The sequence below is a fragment of the Candidatus Nealsonbacteria bacterium DGGOD1a genome (assembly GCA_022530585.1).
Taxonomy (GTDB): Bacteria; Patescibacteriota; Minisyncoccia; order Minisyncoccales; family UBA5738; genus UBA5738.
The window spans coordinates 529,951-551,348 of record CP092821.1 but is presented as its reverse complement, the minus strand read 5'-3'; the positions used below and the strand labels follow the sequence as shown (position 1 = coordinate 551,348).

Annotated in this window: 17 protein-coding genes, 1 tRNA gene and 1 pseudogene; 7 read left to right on the top strand and 12 right to left on the bottom strand. The window is 46.3% G+C overall.

Translation table 11 applies throughout. From position 1 onward, the window contains the following. Positions 1-170: 170 nt before the first annotated feature. From L7H18_02675 to L7H18_02650, 6 genes and pseudogenes are all read right to left on the bottom strand, one after another. The gene (locus L7H18_02675; GenBank protein UMX48420.1) at positions 171-1,217 is read right to left on the bottom strand and encodes a DNA recombination protein RmuC; all 1,047 of its coding nucleotides are present in this window, start codon (positions 1,215-1,217) and stop codon (positions 171-173) included. A 46-nt stretch (positions 1,218-1,263) separates the two neighbouring features. After that, positions 1,264-1,524, bottom strand: a complete 261-nt coding sequence (locus L7H18_02670) for a hypothetical protein (GenBank protein UMX48419.1) — start codon at positions 1,522-1,524, stop codon at positions 1,264-1,266. A gap of 558 nt (positions 1,525-2,082) precedes the next feature. Then, positions 2,083-2,457 carry a type II toxin-antitoxin system VapC family toxin gene (locus L7H18_02665; protein UMX48418.1) on the bottom strand — a complete coding sequence of 125 codons (375 nt, stop codon included), beginning with the start codon at positions 2,455-2,457 and terminating at the stop codon, positions 2,083-2,085. Positions 2,458-2,464: 7 nt separating this feature from the next. Next, complete coding sequence (locus tag L7H18_02660; GenBank protein UMX48417.1) at positions 2,465-2,641, bottom strand: hypothetical protein; 177 nt, start codon at positions 2,639-2,641, stop codon at positions 2,465-2,467. 420 nt (positions 2,642-3,061) lie between these two features. Next, positions 3,062-5,533 carry an excinuclease ABC subunit UvrA gene (gene uvrA, locus L7H18_02655; protein ID UMX48446.1) on the bottom strand — a complete coding sequence of 824 codons (2,472 nt, stop codon included), beginning with the start codon at positions 5,531-5,533 and terminating at the stop codon, positions 3,062-3,064. Between the two features lie 12 nt (positions 5,534-5,545). Continuing rightward, positions 5,546-5,968 (bottom strand): annotated as a pseudogene (locus L7H18_02650) (hypothetical protein). Positions 5,969-6,383: 415 nt separating this feature from the next. Here L7H18_02650 and L7H18_02645 point away from each other — a divergent pair. Beyond that, positions 6,384-7,616: a GIY-YIG nuclease family protein gene (locus L7H18_02645; protein ID UMX48416.1), complete on the top strand. Its 1,233-nt coding sequence runs from the start codon at positions 6,384-6,386 to the stop codon at positions 7,614-7,616. Positions 7,617-7,625: 9 nt separating this feature from the next. Here L7H18_02645 and L7H18_02640 read toward each other — a convergent pair whose 3' ends face one another. Then, entirely contained in the window at positions 7,626-7,805 is a 180-nt protein-coding gene (locus L7H18_02640; protein ID UMX48415.1) for a hypothetical protein, read from the bottom strand. A 192-nt stretch (positions 7,806-7,997) separates the two neighbouring features. Between L7H18_02640 and uvrB the strand changes: the two genes are divergently transcribed. Continuing rightward, the gene (gene uvrB / locus L7H18_02635) at positions 7,998-9,950 is read left to right on the top strand and encodes an excinuclease ABC subunit UvrB (protein UMX48445.1); all 1,953 of its coding nucleotides are present in this window, start codon (positions 7,998-8,000) and stop codon (positions 9,948-9,950) included. A gap of 132 nt (positions 9,951-10,082) precedes the next feature. On the opposite strand, the gene L7H18_02630 is transcribed toward uvrB, so the two are convergent. The 5 genes from L7H18_02630 to L7H18_02610 all read right to left on the bottom strand — a co-directional run bounded on the left by L7H18_02630 (position 10,083) and on the right by L7H18_02610 (position 15,168). Then, positions 10,083-11,039: a sodium:calcium antiporter gene (locus L7H18_02630; protein ID UMX48414.1), complete on the bottom strand. Its 957-nt coding sequence runs from the start codon at positions 11,037-11,039 to the stop codon at positions 10,083-10,085. Between the two features lie 107 nt (positions 11,040-11,146). Continuing rightward, a complete protein-coding gene (locus L7H18_02625; GenBank protein UMX48413.1) occupies positions 11,147-12,277 on the bottom strand; it encodes a hypothetical protein in 1,131 nt (376 codons plus the stop codon). Between the two features lie 58 nt (positions 12,278-12,335). Continuing rightward, a complete protein-coding gene (locus L7H18_02620; protein UMX48412.1) occupies positions 12,336-12,764 on the bottom strand; it encodes a hypothetical protein in 429 nt (142 codons plus the stop codon). A gap of 17 nt (positions 12,765-12,781) precedes the next feature. Continuing rightward, positions 12,782-12,853: transfer RNA gene (locus tag L7H18_02615), tRNA-Val, on the bottom strand. Between the two features lie 92 nt (positions 12,854-12,945). Next, positions 12,946-15,168, bottom strand: a complete 2,223-nt coding sequence (locus L7H18_02610; GenBank protein UMX48411.1) for a hypothetical protein — start codon at positions 15,166-15,168, stop codon at positions 12,946-12,948. A 464-nt stretch (positions 15,169-15,632) separates the two neighbouring features. Between L7H18_02610 and L7H18_02605 the strand changes: the two genes are divergently transcribed. From L7H18_02605 to L7H18_02585, 5 genes are all read left to right on the top strand, one after another. Beyond that, positions 15,633-16,331 carry a hypothetical protein gene (locus L7H18_02605; protein UMX48410.1) on the top strand — a complete coding sequence of 233 codons (699 nt, stop codon included), beginning with the start codon at positions 15,633-15,635 and terminating at the stop codon, positions 16,329-16,331. Positions 16,332-16,583: 252 nt separating this feature from the next. Then, positions 16,584-17,567: a CAP domain-containing protein gene (locus tag L7H18_02600; protein UMX48409.1), complete on the top strand. Its 984-nt coding sequence runs from the start codon at positions 16,584-16,586 to the stop codon at positions 17,565-17,567. 15 nt (positions 17,568-17,582) lie between these two features. Further along, positions 17,583-18,311: a sortase gene (locus L7H18_02595; protein ID UMX48408.1), complete on the top strand. Its 729-nt coding sequence runs from the start codon at positions 17,583-17,585 to the stop codon at positions 18,309-18,311. Positions 18,312-18,626: 315 nt separating this feature from the next. Continuing rightward, positions 18,627-19,076 (top strand): IS200/IS605 family transposase, encoded by a 450-nt coding sequence (tnpA, locus tag L7H18_02590; protein UMX48407.1) that lies wholly within the window; start codon positions 18,627-18,629, stop codon positions 19,074-19,076. A 166-nt stretch (positions 19,077-19,242) separates the two neighbouring features. Next, on the top strand, positions 19,243-21,297 hold the full coding sequence (locus L7H18_02585) for a hypothetical protein (GenBank protein ID UMX48406.1): 2,055 nt from the start codon (positions 19,243-19,245) through the stop codon (positions 21,295-21,297). The last annotated feature ends 101 nt before the right edge of the window (positions 21,298-21,398 follow it).

Sequence of the window (21,398 nt, the reverse complement as noted above, 5' to 3'; positions counted from 1 at the left end):
ACGACCAAAGGGGGCACCCCTTTGGAATCCTCTTGGTGCACCCCGGGGCAAAGCCCCGAGGTATTGCACTCAATAAAATAAAATTCAATGCGGGCGAAAACATAGTTTCGCCCCTACAAATGCAAACGCGAATTTTGTAGGGGCGATTCCGTGTAATCGCCCGTATTTTTTTATTCCAAATTCGGTTTATCTATCTGTCCGGTTTCCAATTTGTCGCGGTCGGCGCCCGTGATTTTTAGCACATCTTTGTCGATTTTGCCGAATTCTTTGGCGGCGGCGTTGTAGGTGTTCACCGAAGTTGCCAAATGGCCGCCCAGCCGCTGTAAATACTCGTTATAGGCGCACAAATGTTTGCCCAGCATTTCCACGCGCTGGCGGATTTCTTTGGCGGATTCTTCGATTTGCAGGGCGCGCAGGCCTTGCAGAACGGTTTGCAGATAGGCCAAAAAATTGGTGGGAGAGACGATAATCACCCGCTTTTGGGCAAACGCGTATTCAATCAAGTCGCGGGTGTTAACCTTGACCGATCCCACTTCATTGATGAGCAAATCATAATAGATGCCTTCCGAAGGGATAAACATCAGCGCGAATTCCATCGTGCCTTCGTCGGGGCGGATGTATTTTGAAGTTTCATCAATGCGCAATTTCAAATCAGCCTTGAAAATCTTCTCCAGCGCGATTTTGGCGGTTTCATCTTTTTCGTTAACGATCTTATTGTAATTTTCCAGCGAAAATTTGGAATCAATGGGAATGATTTTATCTTTCACGAACACCGCCGCGTCCACGATTTCGCCGTTTTTGAACTTATATTGCATTTGAAACGATTGCGGCGGCAAAACATTTTTCAGCACTGTTTCCAAATAGTATTCGCCCAGGATTCCCCGCTGTTTGGGGTTTTTGAGAATATTTTCCAGCGATTGCAATTGTTGCGCGAATCCCACCACCTGCTTGTTGGTGCTGTCCAGTTCGGTGAGCTTTTGCGTGACATCGCGGATAACTTTAAAGCTCTGCCCGAACTGTTCCTGCATCGCGCGGTTGGATTCGGTCAGCTTTGAGTCCAGCGTCTGACTCACTTGATTTAACTGCTGTTGCAACATTGCCATCCCCGCATCATTCTTGGGAAGTTCGTCCTCTTTCCGCTTCCGCATCAAAACCCATGTCTGTACCCCCAGCACCCCGATCACGGCAATGAATAATAAGATTACTATTGTGTCCATAAATTAACTTTACGCCTGCGTTATCAAAAAATCAAATAAAAAAGGCCTAAAATCGGCCCTTCGGACGGTAGAGCACTTTATTCCATCCGTAATGAACAATAATCGTCCCGGCAATAAATATCAAACTGGCGATCAATCCATATGTAAATGAACCAAAACGCCATATCGCTGCCCCGTATAGTATTGCGGGTATCAGGGAACAATACGCACCACCAGCAATCGCTTCGCTAATATCGTTGCTTTCCTCGGTATAGGTAAATCCCGGATTAAATATTGCCAGATTGCCAAAAATATTAATTAATCCCATGAGTTCCATGCCCAATAGCCGATCATATGGGATTAACAATATTCCAAAGGCGATGCATGCCATGGTGTAGCAAAATTGGATAAGAACATTATAATTCATTTCGAATACCTCCTTGCGGAAATTATATTCATTTGTCGCAAGTTGTCAAATAAAAAAGCCGATAGTTAGTATGTTGTTTTTAATGTTAATGCCCAAAAAGTCCACATCAACCCTAAAAGGGCAATGGCAATAATGAATGCCGCCGACGGGTCTTTGGGCCCAAACAACACTAATACGGCAATACTGGGAGCAACGAGTTTAATTATATATTTTTTAAACGGGTCTTGCTTATCGAAATATTTCATAGAGACCTCCGAAACTGGGTATTTTTTAACATTTATCTTGCAATTTTGCAAAAATCGGAGCCAAGTTCGATGGCCCAGTCCGCCTCTTTGATGATTTGAAGGTTGTATTCGATCAAATTTTGTTTTAATATTTCTTCAGTCTGTTTTGCGGTGAAATTACATGGGAAAAACCGTTTTTAAGCGAAAATTTTTGATTTAATTTTGATAGCGGCGTTTATATTTTAAGGAGACGCAAATTCGGGATTTTATCGAAGTCTTTTATGTTGCGGGTAACCAAGGTTGTTCCGGTAAAAATTGCGGTTGCGGCAATAATGCTATCGGCGATTTTAAGGCCATATTGACGGCGAATCCAGGCGGCAATTCTTGCAAGACGCGAATCAACAGTTATTGTTGCCAAGGTGGTTAGCATTTCTTCAAGGTCGTTTTCGTCTTGGTCGGTGAGATTGGCGTAGCTGAATAATTCGGCTTCGGTTATGGAAGAAATATAAATGGGTCCGCAATTTTCGTTGATTATTTTTTCCAGGACAGAGGTTGCTTCTTTGTCTCCTTTCAGAAAATAAATTATCGCGTTAGTATCCAGCGTGTACATATTTTTGTTATGTGTTTTGGACTTTTCTATTCCATTCGCTTCTGATTTTTTTATAATCGGTGATTATATTGGTTTTATTTTGCCATTTGCCTCTTAATTTTTGCCATATCAAAGAACGCTTTTTGGGCAAAAGAAGATGATCGTGGCTTTTTGATTTGATTGTTATTTGGCAGTCTTTTTTCATATCTCTATGTTAGCCCAATGATTTAATTTAAGCAAATTTTGCATGCATCCACTCACTTTTGTATTCTTGCAATACTTGCGTGAATTCCTGGAGACTTAACGCGCCGCGAAGTGCAGCGGCGAAAACTCGTTACCAAAGGGGTAATGTGCACGGCTTGTGTAAATTTCATTCCTATATAAATTTTGCGATAGCAAGAATTGTATAGGATTGTTTTTTTGCAAAAATATTCAAATAATAATTAGAAGTCCGACATCTGGATATTATTTTTTTGTTTACATTTAATTCGTAGGGTCGGGCTTTATGTCCGCCTTTTTGGTTTCGTAAAATTTAATACGGGCAGGCACCCGCCTTCGCCAAAGCTACGGCGAGGCAAAGCAAGACCTGCCCCTACAAAATGCAATTAAAATGCAAACAAATTTTTTATTTCAAAAACTTCGCGGTCCAGGTGTTGCTTTTCGCCAGTTGTTCCGGAGTGCCGGTGAAGATGATCTTGCCGCCCTTGTCCCCGCCGTCCGGGCCGAGTTCAACGCACCAATCGCTTTCTTTCACGATTTGGAGGTTGTGCTCGATAATGATGACGCTGTTGCCTTTCTCCACCAGGCGGCGCAGGATGATCAAAAGTTTTTTGGCATCGTCAAAGTGAAGGCCGACCGTGGGCTCGTCAAGGATATAAACCGTGTTGCCGGTATCGCGTTTGGCCAGCTCGCTGGCAAGTTTGATGCGCTGGGCTTCTCCGCCCGACAAGCTGGGGGCGGATTGACCTAATTTTAGATAGCCTAAGCCGATATCGGAAAGCAGTTGCATTTTATCGCTGATGACCGGGATGTCGGTAAAAAATGTTTTAGCCTCGTCAATGCTCATATTCAAAACATCGGCAATGTTTTTGTCGTGATATTTTGCCCCCAGCACTTCGGAGGTAAATCTTTGTCCTTTACAAAGCTCGCATTCCACATAGACATCGGGCAAAAAATACATTTCCACTTTTTGCCAGCCTTCGCCTTGGCAAGCCGGACAGCGACCTTTTTGGGTGTTGAAAGAAAAGTGGCCGGCGGTGAAACCCCGCATTTGCGAATCGCGCGTGCGGGTGTAAAGTTCGCGAATATGATTAAAGACGCCGGTATAGGTGGCCGGATTTGAACGCGGAGTTTTGCCGATCGGGCTTTGGTCCACCAGAACCGCTTTATTTAAGCGCTCCGCACCTTTCAATTCGCCGTATTTGCCCGGAACCGTGCGCGCGCGCATAATGTCGCGCATCAGGATGCTTGAAAGCGTATCAATGATCAGCGTGCTCTTGCCCGAGCCGGACACGCCGCAAATCGTCACCAACTTGCCCAACGGAATTTTCAGGTCAATGTTTTTTAATGTGAATTGATTCGCGCCGCTAAGTTCCATCCAAAGCGTCCGATCGGTGATCTCTTTTTTCTTGAATCCGGTGTTGATTGTCAGCCGCTCGGACAAATATTTTCCGGTAAGGCTATCGGCTTTTAACAGTTGCGGCGGCGTACCTTCAAAAACAACTTTGCCGCCGTGAATTCCCGCCGCCGGACCGATCTCGACAACCCAATCCGCGGCTTTCATCACTTGCTCGTCGTGTTCGACCACGATCACGGTATTTTTTAATTCCTTGAGCTTTTGCAACGCGCCGATTAAACGATCGACATCGCGCTGGTGCAGGCCCACGGTGGGTTCATCCAATACATAGATCACGCCCGAAAGCGCCGAACCCAGCTGGCAGGCCAAACGAATGCGCTGGTTTTCGCCCACGGACAGCGTTGTGGCTTCGCGGGCCAGATCGATGTAATCCACGCCCACTTCAACCAAAAAACCCAGCCGTTTGCAAATTTCCCGCAAAATCGATTCGGCCACTTCTTTCTGTTTGGCGGGCAATTCGCCCTGCAATTTTTTAAAAAAAGCGATTTCATCGCGCACCGGCATCGACGAAGCTTCATAAATGCTTTTCCCTCCCACTTTTACCGCCAAAGCTTCGGGCGATAATCTCGCGCCATCGCAATCGGGGCAAGCGATTTCGGACATATATTTTGAAATTTCCGCGCGCAGATATTCCGAAGTAGTTTCGCGATACGCGCGTTCCATCCGCGGAATAATCGCTTCGTAGCCGCTATGTTTCTTGTCTCCGAACAAAACCAACTGCTGGATGTCTTCCGGCAATTCTTTGAACGGAACATTCAGCGAAAAACCTTCCTTCTCCGCCAGTTTTTCCAGCGACCATTTTTGATAAGGCACGCCCAATGTCCGCAAAGTCCAGCGGCCGAGCGAAAACCACGGCAAAATCGCGCCCTCGTTCAAAGACAGGCGCGGATTCAAAACCAATTCCCGGTTTACCTTGGCCAGCTTGCCCAACCCTTGGCATGTTTTGCAAGCGCCGTAAGGACTGTTAAATGAAAATATCTTGGGTTCAATATCGGGCAAGGATACCTGGCAGTCCGGACAGGAGAAAAAACTCGAAAAAGATTCCTTTTTCTCGATCTTGCCGATTTTTCGGGAAACATCGATTCTTCCTTTGCCCATTTCCAAGGCTTTTTTCACGGATGCCAAAATGCGTTCCTTTTCTTCCTTGATCACGCCTTCCAACTTCTTTTTTTTGGTCGCCAGAGCTTCCTGCTCTGTTTTGGAGATATTTTTACCTTGTTTTACCGAAGTTTTTAGCGCCGCCGAGCCGAATTTTTTCAGATCGAATTTGTCGATCGGCACGCCGATATTATGCGCTTTGTTTTTATCAAGCAGTTTGTCCTTGCCTTCTTCGGATGAATAAGTGATGCCGTCGATAATGATTTGCGGCCAGCCGCTGCGATAAATTTCTTCCAAAACGCCAAGGTGGCCGCCTTTTTTGGCCGCAATCACGGGAGCGATCAAAGTGGTCTCAAACTCCATCGCCATGGCGAATACGCGTTCGGCCATATGATTCGGAGTTTGCGTGGTTACCGGTTTGCCGCACTTTGGACAATGCGCGATGCCGATGTGCGAATAAAGCAAGCGCAAGTAATCGTAAATCTCGGTGAGCGTGCCCACGGTGGAGCGCGGGTTGGAAGAGATGGTTTTTTGGTTCACCGCGATCGTGGGCGACAACCCGCTGATTTTTTCCACATCCGGTTTTTTCAATCCGCCCAAAAACTGCCGCGCGTACGACGACAAGCTTTCCAAATACCGCCGCTGACCCTCGTTAAAGATCGTGTCAAACGCCAGCGACGACTTCCCCGACCCGGAAATACCGCAAATCACCACCAGTTTGTTCTTAGGTATTTTGACCGAGATATTCTTCAAATTGTGAACCTTAACGCCCGAAAGTTCAATAAAATCATTTTCCATAAAATCAAAATCTGTTTGATTTGCGCGCAATAATATAAGAAGTATTCATTGTACCCCAAATGTCAAGATTTGAAAAGATGCAGTGGGCATTCAAACAAAAAGCGGCCTTGCGGCCACGGTTAAATTTATCAAATCGGGAGAGGCCTCTGATAGACTGCCTCTCCCATGGCGGCGAATGCCGTCTTACCTAGGCCCCACTGGCGGGTACCGCGTGGGGCGTCAGTATTTTCAAATATTGCGAACAAATATTTTTGTTCGGCTAGAGATTAAATCCCTAACGATTTTTATATAGCATTGTTATGCCATTATTTCAAATCAATCAATACGCTAAAAATTTATTAAAAAAATAGAGCCGTTAAGTCAAGATTCTTGTCAAGTACCCATTTTTTGATATGATCATTTGATGAATATTGATTTGAAAAACAAAATTGAAAATTTGCCGCAAACCGCCGGGGTGTATTTTTTCAAGGACGCGAATGAAAGAGTGATTTATGTTGGCAAGGCAAAAAATTTGAAAAAACGGGTAAAAAACCATTTCCAAAAGCCGGATCAACACGCATTTGATTTCATTTCGCAAATCGCCGATATTGATTTTATTTTGGCTGACACCGAAAACGCGGCGCTGATTTTGGAGCAAAAATTCATCAAACAGCTCCAACCTCGCTGGAATGTGGAATGGAAAGACGACAAAAGTTATTTTTACATCGCGCTGTCCGCCGACCCATTTCCCCGCGTCTATCTTACCCACCGGCCCTTTGAAGAAAAAAACTTGCAGATTCCCGATTCTCGCAGATTTTGCGTGGGTCCGACCCACGCAAATCTCACCCATCAACCTGCTTTGAAAGGGTCCGACCCTTTCAAGATTAAAAGGGTCAAGATTGAAAGGGTCGGACCCTTTCAAAATTGTTTTGGGCCGTATGTATCCGGGCGCGAGGTGAAATCGTTTTTAAAAGAAATTCGCAAAATACTGCCCTATCGGTCGTGCCGCGCCCTGCCGGAAAAACCTTGCTTTTATGCTTCGCTGGGCCTGTGCGCCGCGCCCTGCCTTCACAAAAAACAAAAAATGGCGTATTCTCAAATGATCGCCGCTTTCAAGATTTTAGCGCAAATCTACCAAGGCAAGTCGGGAAATTGCGTGGGTCCGACCCACGCGAGCTTGGATGGGTCGGACGCATTTGGCAACGGCCCATCCGAAAAACACATACGAATCGAAGGTTATGATATCTCGAACCTCTCCGGCACTCTGGCGGTCGGATCGATGGTAGTTTTTCAAAACGGAAAACCGGATAAAAACGAATACCGCAAATTCAAGATAAAGACCGTAAAGGGCCAAAACGATGTGGCGTCCTTGGCGGAAATTTTAAAACGGAGGATGAAGCACCAAGAATGGCCGCTCCCCGATTTGATCTTGCTTGACGGCGGCAAGGGCCAATTGAAATCCGCGCGCGACATAAAAAATATTCCAGTGTTGGCGCTGGCAAAAATCGGCGATAAAGACGGCAAATTATTTTCGCCGTTTTCAAAAAATTACAGCCAATTGTCAAAACTGCCGCCCAATTTGTCAAATCTTTTTTTACAAATTCGCGACGAAGCCCACCGCTTCGCCATCGGGTATAATAGATTGAGATGTATTAAAAAAATTAGATAAGCTTATCGCCTATCTTATCTTATTCGTAATAGTTGTATTTATTCCGGCCTTGCTGACAGAGAAATTTTTCACTTCCCATTTTTCTCCAATCGGCAAGGTTATATTTATAGCACTTGCAGTAATTGTTTCTTCGCCGTCCGGGGTCATAATCGTTATTATCTTTGGTTGTCCAAACTCAATAACGACCATATTGCACAATGTCTCAATACAAACTTCCATTTATAATTCCTCCAAAAAGCTGGGCAAAGCGTAGCAAAAAAAAGAAAATGTCAAGAGATAAAATAACCGCTTACTAAAATTTTTAAAATACAAGTTTATCGAGGTCGCACCTCTGCGATTACGCCGAGGAACGACCTCAAAATGCAAATGCCACGAAATACAATGCGGAAACTGAAAATTGAATCCAAATTTAAGCCGCGGGGAGATCAGCCGCAGGCGATTGAAAAATTAAGCCAAGGAATAAAGGCGGGTTTTGAGTTTCAGACGCTGTTGGGCGTGACCGGATCGGGCAAGACCTATACGATGGCCAAGGTAATTGAGAAGACCGGTCGGCCGACTTTGGTGATTTCGCCCAATAAAACTCTGGCGGCGCAGTTGTATGAGGAATTTAAGGGGTTTTTTCCGAATAATCAGGTGAGCTATTTTGTTTCTTATTATGATTATTACCAGCCCGAGGCGTATATTCCCGCGACTGACACTTATATTGAAAAGGATTCAATGGTTAATCAGGAAATCGACCGTTTGCGCCATGAGGCGGTACAGGGCGTGCTTTCGCGCCGCGATACGATTATCGTGGCATCGGTTTCCTGCATCTACAATTTGGGAAAGCCCGAAACTTATTTAAAGGAAAGGTTAATTTTGAAAGTGGGCGACGCGATGTCGTTTGAGCAATTGTTTGGACGCTTGCTGGATTTGCAATATGAACGCAATGATTATGAGCTGGCTTGCGGACGATTCCGCAAGCGGATGAATTTTGTCGATGTTTGGCTGGCGGGAGCGAAAACCATCAACCGGATAGAAATTGTTAATGGCAAAATTATTGGTTTGGCCGAATGCGAAGCGCCGTTTGGGAATTTCATTCCCGCGGCGGAAGCGGATTTGTGGCCGGCAAAATTCTGGATGGCCGGGGGCGATAAAGTCGACGAGGCGATTAAAAACATTAAAAAAGAAATGGAAGCGCAAATCGCTTATTTTAAAAAACAGGATAAATTGGTTGAAGCCGAACGCATTCGCCGCCGCACCGAATATGATATTTCACTGATTCGCGAAACCGGCTGGTGCCATGGCATTGAAAATTATTCGCGCCATCTTGATTTTCGGCAACCGGATTCAGCGCCTTATACTTTGCTGGATTATTTTCCCGATGATTATTTGCTGATGATCGACGAATCGCACATTACCGTGCCGCAAATTCACGGGATGCAAGCCGGCGATTTCGCCCGCAAACAGCCGCTGATCAACTATGGCTTCCGCCTGCCGTCGGCAATTGACAACCGGCCGTTGAAATATGATGAATTTTTGCGAAAAATCAACCAAACGGTTTTTGTTTCGGCCACGCCCGGCGATTATGAAAAGAAAACCTCAAAGCAAATCGCCGAACAGATCGTGCGGCCGACTTATTTGCTTGATCCGCGAATTGAAGTTCGCGCGACCGAAAATCAAATCGACAATGCAATCAAAGAAATTGAAGCGCGCAAAAAACTCGGCCAACGGACGCTTTGCCTCACAATCACCAAGCGGCTGTCCGAAGCGCTGGCCGATCACTTGAAGCAACGCCGCATCAAAGCCGAATACCTTCATTCGGAAATCAAAACTCTTGCCCGTCCGAAAATTTTGGCGGATTTGCGCAAAGGGAAATTCGATGTTTTGGTCGGTATCAATCTTTTGCGCGAAGGGCTGGACTTGCCGGAAGTGTCGCTGATTATAATTTTCGACGCCGATAAAGAAGGATTTTTGCGCGACGAAACTTCATTGGTCCAAATTATGGGACGGGCCAGCCGCCATCCGGACGGTTTGGTGGTTATGTACGCGGACAACATCACCGGTTCAATGCGCCGCGCGATGGAAGAAACCGACCGCCGCCGGAAAATCCAGGATAATTACAACAAAAGACAAGGAATAAATCCCCAAATAATTTATAAAGAAATCAAAGAAACCCTGTCGGCGCGCGACAAAAAAGAGGAAGTTTTGCCGGCGGACGAATTTATCAAAGAATATCAAAAAGAATTAACCGCCAAATTGGATCTGGCGCGCCGCAATTTGCAATTTGAAAAAGCCGCACGAATCCATTCACAAATTCAAGAGATTAAGTTAAAAACAAAAAATGGTTTATGATTCGGGATTTATGATTTAAGAATAAATACAAATACAAAAATCCGGCAACGCCGGATTTTTCCTAAATCCTTTGAATTGCGGAACCATTAAATTCAAATACAAAAGCGTTTCGCAATTCAAGATAATTATGAATTATTTGGCGAATATCTCGGTGATCAAGAACGCGATATAAACCGCCAAAAGCATTACCGCCTCCTTTTTGGTGATTTTCTGCCCGGACCGGGCGCAAATGTAGAAAAACAAAGCCGAAGAGAATAAAAAATAGCGCGCCGCGGCAAACTTTGCCAGATGTCCGATCTCTATCGGCGAAAACATTGCCACCAACCCCAAAACAAAAGTGCCGGAAATGACGATCGCGCCCATCAAATCGCCCATAATCATTTTTGTTTTCCCGTTTTTGGCGGCGGCAATGCCAAAATAAATTTCCGGGAAACAATTTCCCAAGCCGATGATCAGGATGCCGATCACCGGCAAAGAAATTCCCATTTGATCGGAAAATGATTGAGCCGAAAAAATAAGAGTTTGGGCGATGATTATCAATCCAACGATTCCGGCGCCGACTTTGGCGATATCGCGCCGGAAATCTTTTAATTTCTTGCCGGCGGAAACCTGATGGCCGCTATAAATTTCTTTAAACCGTTCTTTTTTTGAAAGCAACCAATAAACATAGGCGAAAAACAGCGCCAAAAGCAACACTCCGTCAACGCGCGACAAGTTATTGTCCAACAAAAGCGCCAGCGGCAAAATCGCGGCCGCGAATGTGAATATCAAACTGGTTTGAATGGTGCCGCCCTTGGTATCAATTCCGTTTTTTGAAAAAAACGCGGCCAAGGCGATTGCCAGAGTCATATCCACGACATTGCCGCCCAAAATATCGCCCAGAGAAAGCTCGGGGACGCCATTGATCACCGACATAATCGCCAAAAACAAATTGGGCAGAGTCGCGGCCAGCGCCATAATAAAAAACGCCACCACGAACTCTTTCAATCCGAAAAGTTTGGCCAACCGGGCCATTCCCGACACCACCCAATTGCCGGCGAAATAGAGCGCGCCGCAACAAAGCAAAAAGATCAAAAAATAAAAAAACATTTATCTCTGTTTTTAAAGCGTTGAATAATTGCCGTTTTTATTGTTTTAAGAAGCTGTCAAGCTTAAATTTTTTAAAAATTTGACAATTTATCGATTACTCAACGCTTTCATTTTATATAATACGATAATTCATAAATTATACCGCCGATGAGAATTAAAAGCAAAGGCCACGCAAGCGCTTTTCTGTCAGGCCGGATTTTTTGATACATTAAAATTATTAAAATTCCGTCAATCGCCAAAAACACCCCGCCAATTAAGGAAAAAATCATCATAAAGTCGCGCAAACCGCTTAAAAACAGCCACATCGGAACGATTGAAACGATCGCCCACGACAAAGTTTTGTTTATTTTCAAGTCATAGGCGAAAATCTTCTTCAATGACAAACCGGTGATTACAAACGAAGTGAAGGTGGTGATAAACCCGAAAAAGAACAGCATTGACGCGACATTGTTTCCCAACGCTTGGCGCAATCCCGCCAGCGCGGATTCGGCGGTATGCGGTCCGCTGATCCCGACAACCAACAGAATAAACAGCGCGTAAGTTAAAAACGCGGTGATTCCCGAGGCGGCAATCACTTTCCCCAGCATTTTTTTATTGCCGCGGCGTCCCAGCATTTCCTCGATTTCCGGAATCGACGAGGACGCCCAAAACGAAAATAAAATCGGCCCGTACGGAAAAAAGATGTCGTGTATCGTGCCGGTTCGCGCGAACAAGTTTTCCATTGTGATCAGCGGCGCGCCGCCAAATCCCAAAATCGCCAAAATCGCGAAAAAAATCGCCATACCCCAAAATTCAAACCGGGAAATGAAATCTATTCCCAAATAAACAAAAAACGCGCCCGCGGCAAAATAGGCAACGGCATAGAAAATTTCCGATCCTCCCGCGAACGGCGAACAAAATTCATAAAGAAATTGGCCGCCGATAATGATATATGCCAAAAGAGAGCCGAAAAACCCGAAAATGGTAATACCCACCGCCACGATTTGCGCCCATTTACCCAAATGAATTCCGGCAAAGCCCACCAATCGCTTGTAGTCGGGAGTTTTTAGCGCCAGTTCGCCAAACATTCGATGGATTATTGACACCACGAATCCCAAAACCGCCAAATAAAACAAGGCCAGCGGCAGGCCGACTTTCAGCGCCGCGTAGGGCAACGCAAAAATCCCGATACCGATGATCGTGTTGGTGAGCACTCCCCAAGAGTAAAGAAATGTTTTAATGTTCTCAAGTTTCGGCATATTAAAATCAAACTTGGCGTAATCCAAACAATATAATTTCAAAAAGGGTCCGACCCTTTTAATCAAGATTTATTTCTTCGGGCGATATTTCCCATTCGCCATTTTTTTCATCAAGCCCGACTAACCATGTTTTGACCGCCAATCCGGGAAAACACCCGGCAATAATCTCTTTGGCGCGGCGCAATTCTTCCGTATAGCAAGCGATTTCTTCTTCGCGCCCGGAGAACGCCGCCGATCCGCCATAGGCGCCGCAATCCATATGCATGGTTAAAATCGCTTCTTGGCAATGATGCAAATTTTTTGAAGTTTCAATTTGCTTGATAAAAAAATTTCGCGTTTCGGGGTTGATCAAGTCTTTTATGGAACCGGCGGTGATGCACATATCGCAGGCGACATTTTCCCGCGCGAAATAATTTTCAATCGCCGGGTGCAAACGCCAATCAAGGCAGGCAAAAAGCAGTTTTGTGGTTTTATCGGGATTGTTCATATATAATTTAAAGTTTGTGGACGATACAGGGCTCGAACCTGTGGCCTCTCCGATGTGAACGGAACGCTCTACCGCTGAGCTAATCGTCCGATATTTACAAGTATAAGTTAGCAGTTTTGGAATAAAATTTCAACCGCGGCAAAAACAAAACCCCTCGCGAGAGGGGTTTTGCGCGCAAAGATTATCGCGCCAGACCGTTTTCTTTGACAAAAGCGATCTTTTCGCGCAGAGCTTTGCGGGGGTCGTTTTTGAAGAAACCGGCAATCCGTTTTCTGAACAGCCATCCCAAGCACAGGATTATGCCGGCAAAAGCGATACCCAGTCCGATCATCATATTGCCGTCAAAACCGGTTGAGATCGTGGTGGCGCCTTGAATGCCGCGGCGGTAAACATAGACCGAAGCGTTGGAATTGGCCGAATTATTGCCCGCGTAGACCGTGGCTACATTGTTCAATGTGGTTTGGCCGTAAATGAAATTGCTTTCATCCGCGATTGTGGCCGTGTAGGTGATGATCTTGGTTTGCCCGGCGAAGAATGATCCTAAATTGATGTCATTTAACGAATTGCCGCTTGCGGCATAGCCGTCAACTTGCAGGTCGCGGATATTGGTAATGCCCGCGGGAACCGCGTCGCTCACGCGCACATTTTCGGAATTCCCCGAAACTCCGCCAACAATAATTTTGTAAGAAACAATATCCAGCGGATTGGCGGTTACGGTTCCTTGATAGCCGGTGCCGCGGGAAACATTGCTCACGGTCTTGGTGATACTCACATTGCCGGTTTGCGTCTGTCCGCATTGTTCCGCGCGCACGATTTCCGTGTCCGTGGCGGTGCGGCTTCCTTGTTCCACCCGCACTCGCGCGGTGTAGGAACCGACATTGCGATAATCGCACAAGTTGGTCGCGGTGTAGGAAGTGTTGCTCGTGGTGATGGTTTTGTCCCAACTGCCGTCGTTTTCGCAGTCAAAATAATAGGTGTAGTCGCGGTTGTAGCTGTCACTGCCGTAATTGGAAATCGTGGCGGTCAGATCAACATCGTATAGCGGGGCGCAATCGGATTTGGGCCGCGCGGTCAGAGCGACATTAAAATCCGTTGTCTGATGCTCGACATCGATTCGCACGCTGTCGGAATCCGAACCGCATTCGTTTCTGGCGGTCAAGGTGCAGGTATAGGTGCGGTCGTAATCATAGTCGGAGTCATAGTTGAACGGCGGACGGAATGTCGGGCGCAAAATATTGTAGTCCGACAAACTGCCGCCGGTGCAATGCCAGGAAAGGCTGTCGTAATCGCCATCCACCGAACCGTCCAAGCGCACGGATTCATCGCCGTCCACATCTTTGTCCGAACCGGCGTTGACTTCCAACGGATCGTCGCTGCCGTCCAAAGTCACGCTGTCGAAAGCGCTGGCGTTGCCGTTGTAACAAGTCAAGATGAAAGTCCTCGATCCGGTGAAATCGCCCACGGATTCCGATCCGGAAGTTAGTTTGCTTCCCGACCACGAACCCGAAGCGCTGCAAGAAGTGGCGTTGGTTGATGTCCAAGTCAAAGTCGCGTTCTTGTTGCAGGTTACCGAACCGCTGGAGCGCAAATCAACCGTGGGCGTGTTGTAGCCGCAATCTTGCGGGCAAGACGATTGGGTTTCGCCGCACTCGCAGCTGTCGTCGCCGCAAGAGTAATCTACCACAAAATCAACATTGCTGTCCGAACTTCTGTCGTACTTATTCCATTCGGAGGCATTACATCCGATAAATCTGTTTTCACCGGCAATTTGCCATTCATAACTGACATTATTTGGATTGCAGGAATTATTGTTGATTCCTTTCACACCTGCAAGCGAAACGCGCGCGCAATACCCTTTGCCTTTAAATGTTGAAATTGACCAATAACCGTTGGAATCAGTATAAACTGTGCTTCCGGTGCAAGTTTCTATAGCCGCGCCCGAAACTCCTTGGCCGCATTTGGTCACTCTTCCCGAAACAGTCACGGGAATTCTGATACATAGATTGGTATTGTTATTAAAATCACCGATGAGAATGGTTTGCTCGCTTTGTTCCGGATAACCGACATGAACATCGAATTGGGCCATACAATCAGGGTTGTTGATGGAAACGGTTTTCTTCTCTCCGGGCGCCAAAGTAACTATCTTGTATTGGTACAATTCTTGGTCTCCCCATCCTTCATTGAACGGCTGGACAAAGACTTTGTAGGTATAAAAAGCGACTTCTGTCGTGACCGAGCCTTTATTTTCGATCTTGGCCGAAGCCGGCTGACCGTTGCCGCCCGTGGTGATCAGTGTGGCGCAAACATTGTTCTTGCAATTTTCCGCGGATATTGTTTGCGGCATCACCGCAAAGAACGCCAAAGAAACGCAAACACCCAAACAGGCAAGATACAATTTATTCATATTTTTTGATTATTTTTACGCGTTAAAATCATTGTATTGAAATTTTTCATTAAATCAATAGTCTTAATTATATTATTCCAAATTATATCAGAAGAATAATAATTTGTCAATACCATTGACAAAGCTATGGAAATGGAATAAAACTTATTATTGATATTGTGTCCTAGGACAAATGTATAGTTAAGACCAAATTCTTGGAGAGCTGTTCTGGTGCCCGGTTAATTTTTCCTCCCTAACCGGGTACTAGAACAGCTTTTTTCATAAAGGTCTTGATGTTGTAATATTTTTTTCTGGTTTTTAATGCCGTATTGGAACTATCTCAAAAATCTTTTGATATCGGTGTAAAAACGGTTACTGTTGCATATATCGGACATAATCTGCTATTATTGATTAACCGCGATTGATCGCGGCCGGTCGACAAAAAATAATGTGTGCCAAGCGCAATACCAATTCTTAAAGATAATATGCAAACAAAAGCTAAAACATTCTCATTGTTGCTGATCGCGGCCATGGGCTTGCTCTTGGGAGGAAATGTGTCAGCGGCGGGAAATCCGTCATCCGTATCGATCAATGACGCTTCCGTGCTGATTCGGCAAATACAGCAGAAAGTAAATGACCTCGCGATTCAATTGCAGAGCGCGCGAATCCAGCCATTAGCGACGGCGCCTGTGCCAGTATCGCATACGCTAACGCAAAGCCAGCTGGATTACATCAAATCTCAGACAGATATTATCGCCGCGGAGACGGCGCGTTTGAGAATTGAAGTTCAGGTATTCGTGATTTTGCGCGATATCCGGCAAAAAACCGCGGATTTGGATTATCAGATAACGAATCAACAAAAGTATGCGGGAACAGATATCCGGGTGGAAACGCAATCGAAAGCAAGCAATATCGGCAACGGAACGGTCGAGGCGCAAATCGCCAAAATAAAGCAGCAGATCAATGAACTCAACCAGGAACTTGCCGCGAAACAAGCCGCCGACCAAACCGCAACCGCGAATTTAGGGAGCGTACAAACAAATTACGAGGGACAATCTTCTTTGGAAGATTCAAATGGCCAGAGCGTTTCAACGGCTCCGGCAGCCAACAAGGCCCAGGAACCCGCGAAGAAAGGCTTCTGGCAATCGATAGGTGATTTTTTCAAGAATCTTTTTACATTTTAGGTATCGCGATTTCGCAGCCTGTGCGAGATCATCTTGGCAAAACGCGGTGGCAGACCGCGTTTTGTTTTGCTTAAGCGGCATATGGATGTATAATAATTAAACGCAATAAATTAGGTTCTTGCGTCGGGGCATTGACCCCGCCGCAATCGGAAGATGTTTTCTCCAAGATCACTTGAGCTTTGTTAAGAACTCCTCATTCTTTTTGTTCTCCGTGGCAAGCTGACGAAGTATAAAAAGAATTAAATACGGCCTATGGCATTATTAAAGCGTATTGTTGCGCGTTTTAAATCCGGCGCGCGAAAATTTTTTTTACCCTGTGAAGAAAACAATTACCGCGCCCGGATATTCACCGGCAAAACCCTGTTTGTTTTCTTTGTCGCGGCGGTCACGCTCAAAGCGGGATTCGCGCTTTTTCTTTATTCGTTTCCGAATAACCAGTTCTATGCCGACATTACCAAAACCTCCCTTGTCGAACTGGCGAATGTCGAACGGGCCAAACACAATCTGGCCGCGCTGACCGAAAACAGCGACCTGAACAACGCGGCTTATATGAAAGCTCTCGATATGGAAAAAAACGGTTATTTTAACCATTTCAGCCCCTCCGGAGTCAGCCCTTGGCACTGGTTCGGCCAAGCCGGTTACAATTATAAATACGCGGGAGAAAATTTGGCCATCGGTTTTCTTGAATCAAACGAAGTGCAAGACGCGTGGACCGCTTCACCGACCCATAAGGCCAATATCATCAACAACAAATACAAAGAAATCGGCATCGCGGTTTTGAAAGCGAATTTTCAAGGCAATCCCGCCACGATCGTGGTTCAACTTTTTGGAACCAAGCAAGCCAATGTTCTGGCCGGCAAAAACACTCAAACAAACGCGGCGGCAACCGCGGCTTCCGCGAATTCGGGCGAAATAGACGGACAAAACAATTCGCAAACCAAGCAAACCGGCGTTCTGGGAATCGCCAGCGAAACCCGGCCGGATCGCAATTCCGCGGAATTCAAAGCCGTATTGTTTTTTGCCGAAAAATACTTTTCTATACTACAAGCCCTTATTTACGGTTTGCTGATTTTCGTTATTGTTTTGTTGCTTCTTAATTTCGCGTTGAAAGCCGATATCGATCATACGGATTTGCTGTTGAAAGCTTTTGGTTTTATCGCGGTAATGGGTATTTTCGCGTTATTGGACCAAAGTTTGATTGCCGCGCTCATTCCGCACAATTTATTAATTCAGTGATTTGAATGTTCCGGTATGGGAAAAAATAAAACGAAATTGAAAAAAAACTTCGGACAGTTTTGGCTGCCGGTTTTACTGTTGCTGGTTCTTGTTGGGATGACGCTGTTTTGGAGCAATATCTCATGGATTGCCAATGGCGAAGTTTGGCGCCAGATTGTTTCGGACGCGTTTCCGCAATATTTTCCAAAACCATATGTGATGGCGGTTAAAAAAACAACCGTTGAAAATACCGGTGCCGGAGCCAAAACCGTTCCTTTGGAATCATCACAAAAAAACAACGGGACAACAACGGAACAGCGGGTAACTCCGGTGACGGAACGGCGCGATATGATTACTATTCCCGCGATCAATATCACCGCGCCGATAATTACGGCGCAAACAAACAATAACGATGTGATCCGCGGCTTGCTTGATTCCGGGGTAGTATTGTATCCGGGATCCGTGCCGTTCGGTCAAGCCGGCCAAACCGTAATTCTTGGACATAGCGCGCCTACGGGCTGGCCAAAAATCAAATACGACTGGGTTTTCAGCAAACTGGGCGATCTCAAAAAAGGAGATATGGTGGTGGTTACCTATAACTTTGAAACCCGCTATTACCATGTGGTAAAAACGCGCGTCGTCGCTCCGCAAGCGGGCGTACCCGATCCCACGGTCATGGGCAATTCATTGATGCTGGTCAGTTGTTGGCCGCCCGGCAAGGATTTGAAACGGATTGCCGTGGAAGCGACAATCAGCGGAAAATAAATTTACTCTCGCGAAACTTTGATAAGTGATTTCGGAGAGTTTTTTGTTTAAACAGGATGTCAAGGCGAATTTGTCGAGGTTTGGTCTTGATATTTCTTAGAAGAACCCTTATTTGAGTATTCCCGGCGAACGATTACCGGTGTCCGCCAGTCTTAATAAAGCATAATGCTAATTTATTATAGCATGGGTTATAATTTAAATAATGTTTTCACCCTGTCGGTCTTGCCGCAGGGAACAACTTAAGGGGGTGGTTTGGTAGGGGGATATCCCCCTACCATCACGCGCGAAAGCGCGTCCGTGTTACAATAAGCCAATATGGAGCAAGAAAAGCGGGATATCTGGCGTTGGTACCACAATGTTTCCGAATGTTATTACCACATCCAGATTACGGTCAAATATCGCAAAGCATTACTGAACGAAAAGGTGATTGCCGCAATTGTCGAGAGCCTGAAAGGATTTATGGAACGGTACGCCATTGAGATCAGCCATGTGGGATTCGACCAAGACCACGCCCATATTCTGGCAAGATTCCTGCCGAAGTATTCCGGCGGCCAGGTTATCAAAATAATAAAAAGCATTACCGCGCGCGAGGTGTTCCGGCAAGTTCCCGAAATTAAAAAAGAACTCTGGGGTGGAGAGTTCTGGACAGACGGCTATTATATCGCTACGATCAGCGCACGCGGTAATAGGAAAGTTATTGAGCGATACATTCAAAACCAAGGCAGACCAAAAGATGTGAGCCAGTTACGATTGTTTGAATTGTAGCTGCGAACGCCCTGCGGTCTTGCCGCAGGGTCATTTACACCCTATTGGTTTATATTGACAAATTGTTATTCTTCTGATATAATTTTTTGCATAACATAATAAGACTATTGATTTAATGAAAAATTTCAATACAATGATTTTAACGCGTAAAAATAATCAAAATAATATGAATAAAATTAATAAATTATTAATCTTATCCTTATCCTTTGTTTTTATGATTTTTTTGGCCGCGACTTTCACCGCGTTGCCTATTAAGGCTGAATATTGCAATCAAGGAATTACGGCTAAGCTGATTAACCTTGGCGGGGGCGGACAACCGGCAACTGTGTCCGTAACAAATATCGCCAGTTGCGCCGCCCAAGCAACCGTAGCGTCATATAAAGTCTATCGGCAACCATATGAAGTTTCCGGCTGGCTTGATACGCAAACATTGCTTGATTATGAGACTGTGATATTGAACCCCGGCGAAACCCGAATTATTTCAATTGACACTGCGGATTGTATGACTCAAGTTGATGTTTTTCGCGGCGGCGTGGTTTATAAATTATACGATAATTTATACGATTATTATACTACAATCGTTCCTTTGGGCGAACTTACCCACAGCCCGCTTTGTGTTATGTGCCAGAACGAATGCGCTTTGGGACAGCACGAATGTTCCGGATCTTCGGGCAGAACCTGCGTCCAAAGTGGCCAATGCACCGTTTGGGAAAGCTGGCAAACCTGCGACGCGCAATGCTATCGTTGCGGCGACGACAGCTGCGAGTGCGGCGAAACCCAATCGTCTTGCCCGCAAGATTGCGGCTACAACACGCCCACGGTTGATTTGCGCTCCAGCGGTTCGGTAACCTGCAACAAGAACGCGACTTTGACTTGGACATCAACCAACGCCACTTCTTGCAGCGCTTCGGGTTCGTGGTCGGGAAGCAAACTAACTTCCGGATCGGAATCCGTGGGCGATTTCACCGGATCGAGGACTTTCATCTTGACTTGTTACAACGGCAACGCCAGCGCTTTCGACAGCGTGACTTTGGACGGCAGCGACGATCCGTTGGAAGTCAACGCCGGTTCGGACAAAGATGTGGACGGCGATGAATCCGTGCGCTTGGACGGTTCGGTGGATGGCGATTACGACAGCCTTTCCTGGCATTGCACCGGCGGCAGTTTGTCGGACTACAATATTTTGCGCCCGACATTCCGTCCGCCGTTCAACTATGACTCCGACTATGATTACGACCGCACCTATACCTGCACCTTGACCGCCAGAAACGAATGCGGTTCGGATTCCGACAGCGTGCGAATCGATGTCGAGCATCAGACAACGGATTTTAATGTCGCTCTGACCGCGCGGCCCAAATCCGATTGCGCCCCGCTATACGATGTTGATCTGACCGCCACGATTTCCAATTACGGCAGTGACAGCTACAACCGCGACTACACCTATTATTTTGACTGCGAAAACGACGGCAGTTGGGACAAAACCATCACCACGAGCAACACTTCCTACACCGCGACCAACTTGTGCGATTATCGCAATGTCGGTTCCTACACCGCGCGAGTGCGGGTGGAACAAGGAAACCGCACCGCCACGGACACGGAAATCGTGCGCGCGGAACAATGCGGGCAGACGCAAACCGGCAATGTGAATATCACCAAGACCGTGAGCAATCTGTCTTTGGGCGGCGGCTATCAAGGCACGGTATCGGCCAATCCGTTAAACATCGTCGCCTACCGCATCACGGTTACCGGCGTTGGCGGCACGACCAATAATGTCACGGTTACCGACGCGGTTCCCGCGGGCATTACCAACATTCGCGACCTGCAAGTTGACGGCTATGCCGCAAGCGGCAATTTAGTCTCGGGTATCAATCTGGGAACCATCACCAATGGCCAAACCAAAACGATCGCCTACACGGCCACCGTGGCCAACGAAGCCAACTTTATCTACGGTCAAACCACTCTTAATAATGTGGCCACGGTCACAGTTGACGGCAAATCCGCCAATTCCAACGCCATGGTAATAGTGAACCGCCGCGCGGTTATGGGGGCCACCATGATTTCAACCGGTTTTGACGGCAATATGATGATCGGACTGGGTATCGGATTGCTGGTTGCGCTAATATGCGTGGCTTGGGTGGTTAAAACCCAAATCATCGATCCCAAGCGCGACCCGCGCCAACTCTTGCGCGACAAGATCGCTGCAATCCACCGGGCAATGTAGTTCGGTAATCGGATAAGAGTGATTTTTCCAAAACTCCCGCGAGGGAGTTCCTTTGGTGCTTTCGCCTTACCGATTCTCATGTCTTTAAAGGGGTCTATCCC

What these genes read in the sequence shown, in the direction of transcription:
- L7H18_02675 (UMX48420.1), bottom strand. Translation starts at nt 1,217, where the DNA reads ATGGACACAATAGTAATCTTATTATTCATTGCCGTGATCGGGGTGCTG.
- L7H18_02670 (UMX48419.1), bottom strand. Translation starts at nt 1,524, where the DNA reads ATGGGATTAATTAATATTTTTGGCAATCTGGCAATATTTAATCCGGGA.
- L7H18_02665 (UMX48418.1), bottom strand. Translation starts at nt 2,457, where the DNA reads ATGTACACGCTGGATACTAACGCGATAATTTATTTTCTGAAAGGAGAC.
- L7H18_02660 (UMX48417.1), bottom strand. Translation starts at nt 2,641, where the DNA reads ATGAAAAAAGACTGCCAAATAACAATCAAATCAAAAAGCCACGATCAT.
- uvrA (UMX48446.1), bottom strand. Translation starts at nt 5,533, where the DNA reads ATGGAGTTTGAGACCACTTTGATCGCTCCCGTGATTGCGGCCAAAAAA.
- L7H18_02640 (UMX48415.1), bottom strand. Translation starts at nt 7,805, where the DNA reads ATGGTCGTTATTGAGTTTGGACAACCAAAGATAATAACGATTATGACC.
- uvrB (UMX48445.1), top strand. Translation starts at nt 7,998, where the DNA reads ATGCGGAAACTGAAAATTGAATCCAAATTTAAGCCGCGGGGAGATCAG.
- L7H18_02630 (UMX48414.1), bottom strand. Translation starts at nt 11,039, where the DNA reads ATGTTTTTTTATTTTTTGATCTTTTTGCTTTGTTGCGGCGCGCTCTAT.
- L7H18_02625 (UMX48413.1), bottom strand. Translation starts at nt 12,277, where the DNA reads ATGCCGAAACTTGAGAACATTAAAACATTTCTTTACTCTTGGGGAGTG.
- L7H18_02620 (UMX48412.1), bottom strand. Translation starts at nt 12,764, where the DNA reads ATGAACAATCCCGATAAAACCACAAAACTGCTTTTTGCCTGCCTTGAT.
- L7H18_02610 (UMX48411.1), bottom strand. Translation starts at nt 15,168, where the DNA reads ATGAATAAATTGTATCTTGCCTGTTTGGGTGTTTGCGTTTCTTTGGCG.
- L7H18_02605 (UMX48410.1), top strand. Translation starts at nt 15,633, where the DNA reads ATGCAAACAAAAGCTAAAACATTCTCATTGTTGCTGATCGCGGCCATG.
- L7H18_02600 (UMX48409.1), top strand. Translation starts at nt 16,584, where the DNA reads ATGGCATTATTAAAGCGTATTGTTGCGCGTTTTAAATCCGGCGCGCGA.
- L7H18_02595 (UMX48408.1), top strand. Translation starts at nt 17,583, where the DNA reads ATGGGAAAAAATAAAACGAAATTGAAAAAAAACTTCGGACAGTTTTGG.
- tnpA (UMX48407.1), top strand. Translation starts at nt 18,627, where the DNA reads ATGGAGCAAGAAAAGCGGGATATCTGGCGTTGGTACCACAATGTTTCC.
- L7H18_02585 (UMX48406.1), top strand. Translation starts at nt 19,243, where the DNA reads ATGAATAAAATTAATAAATTATTAATCTTATCCTTATCCTTTGTTTTT.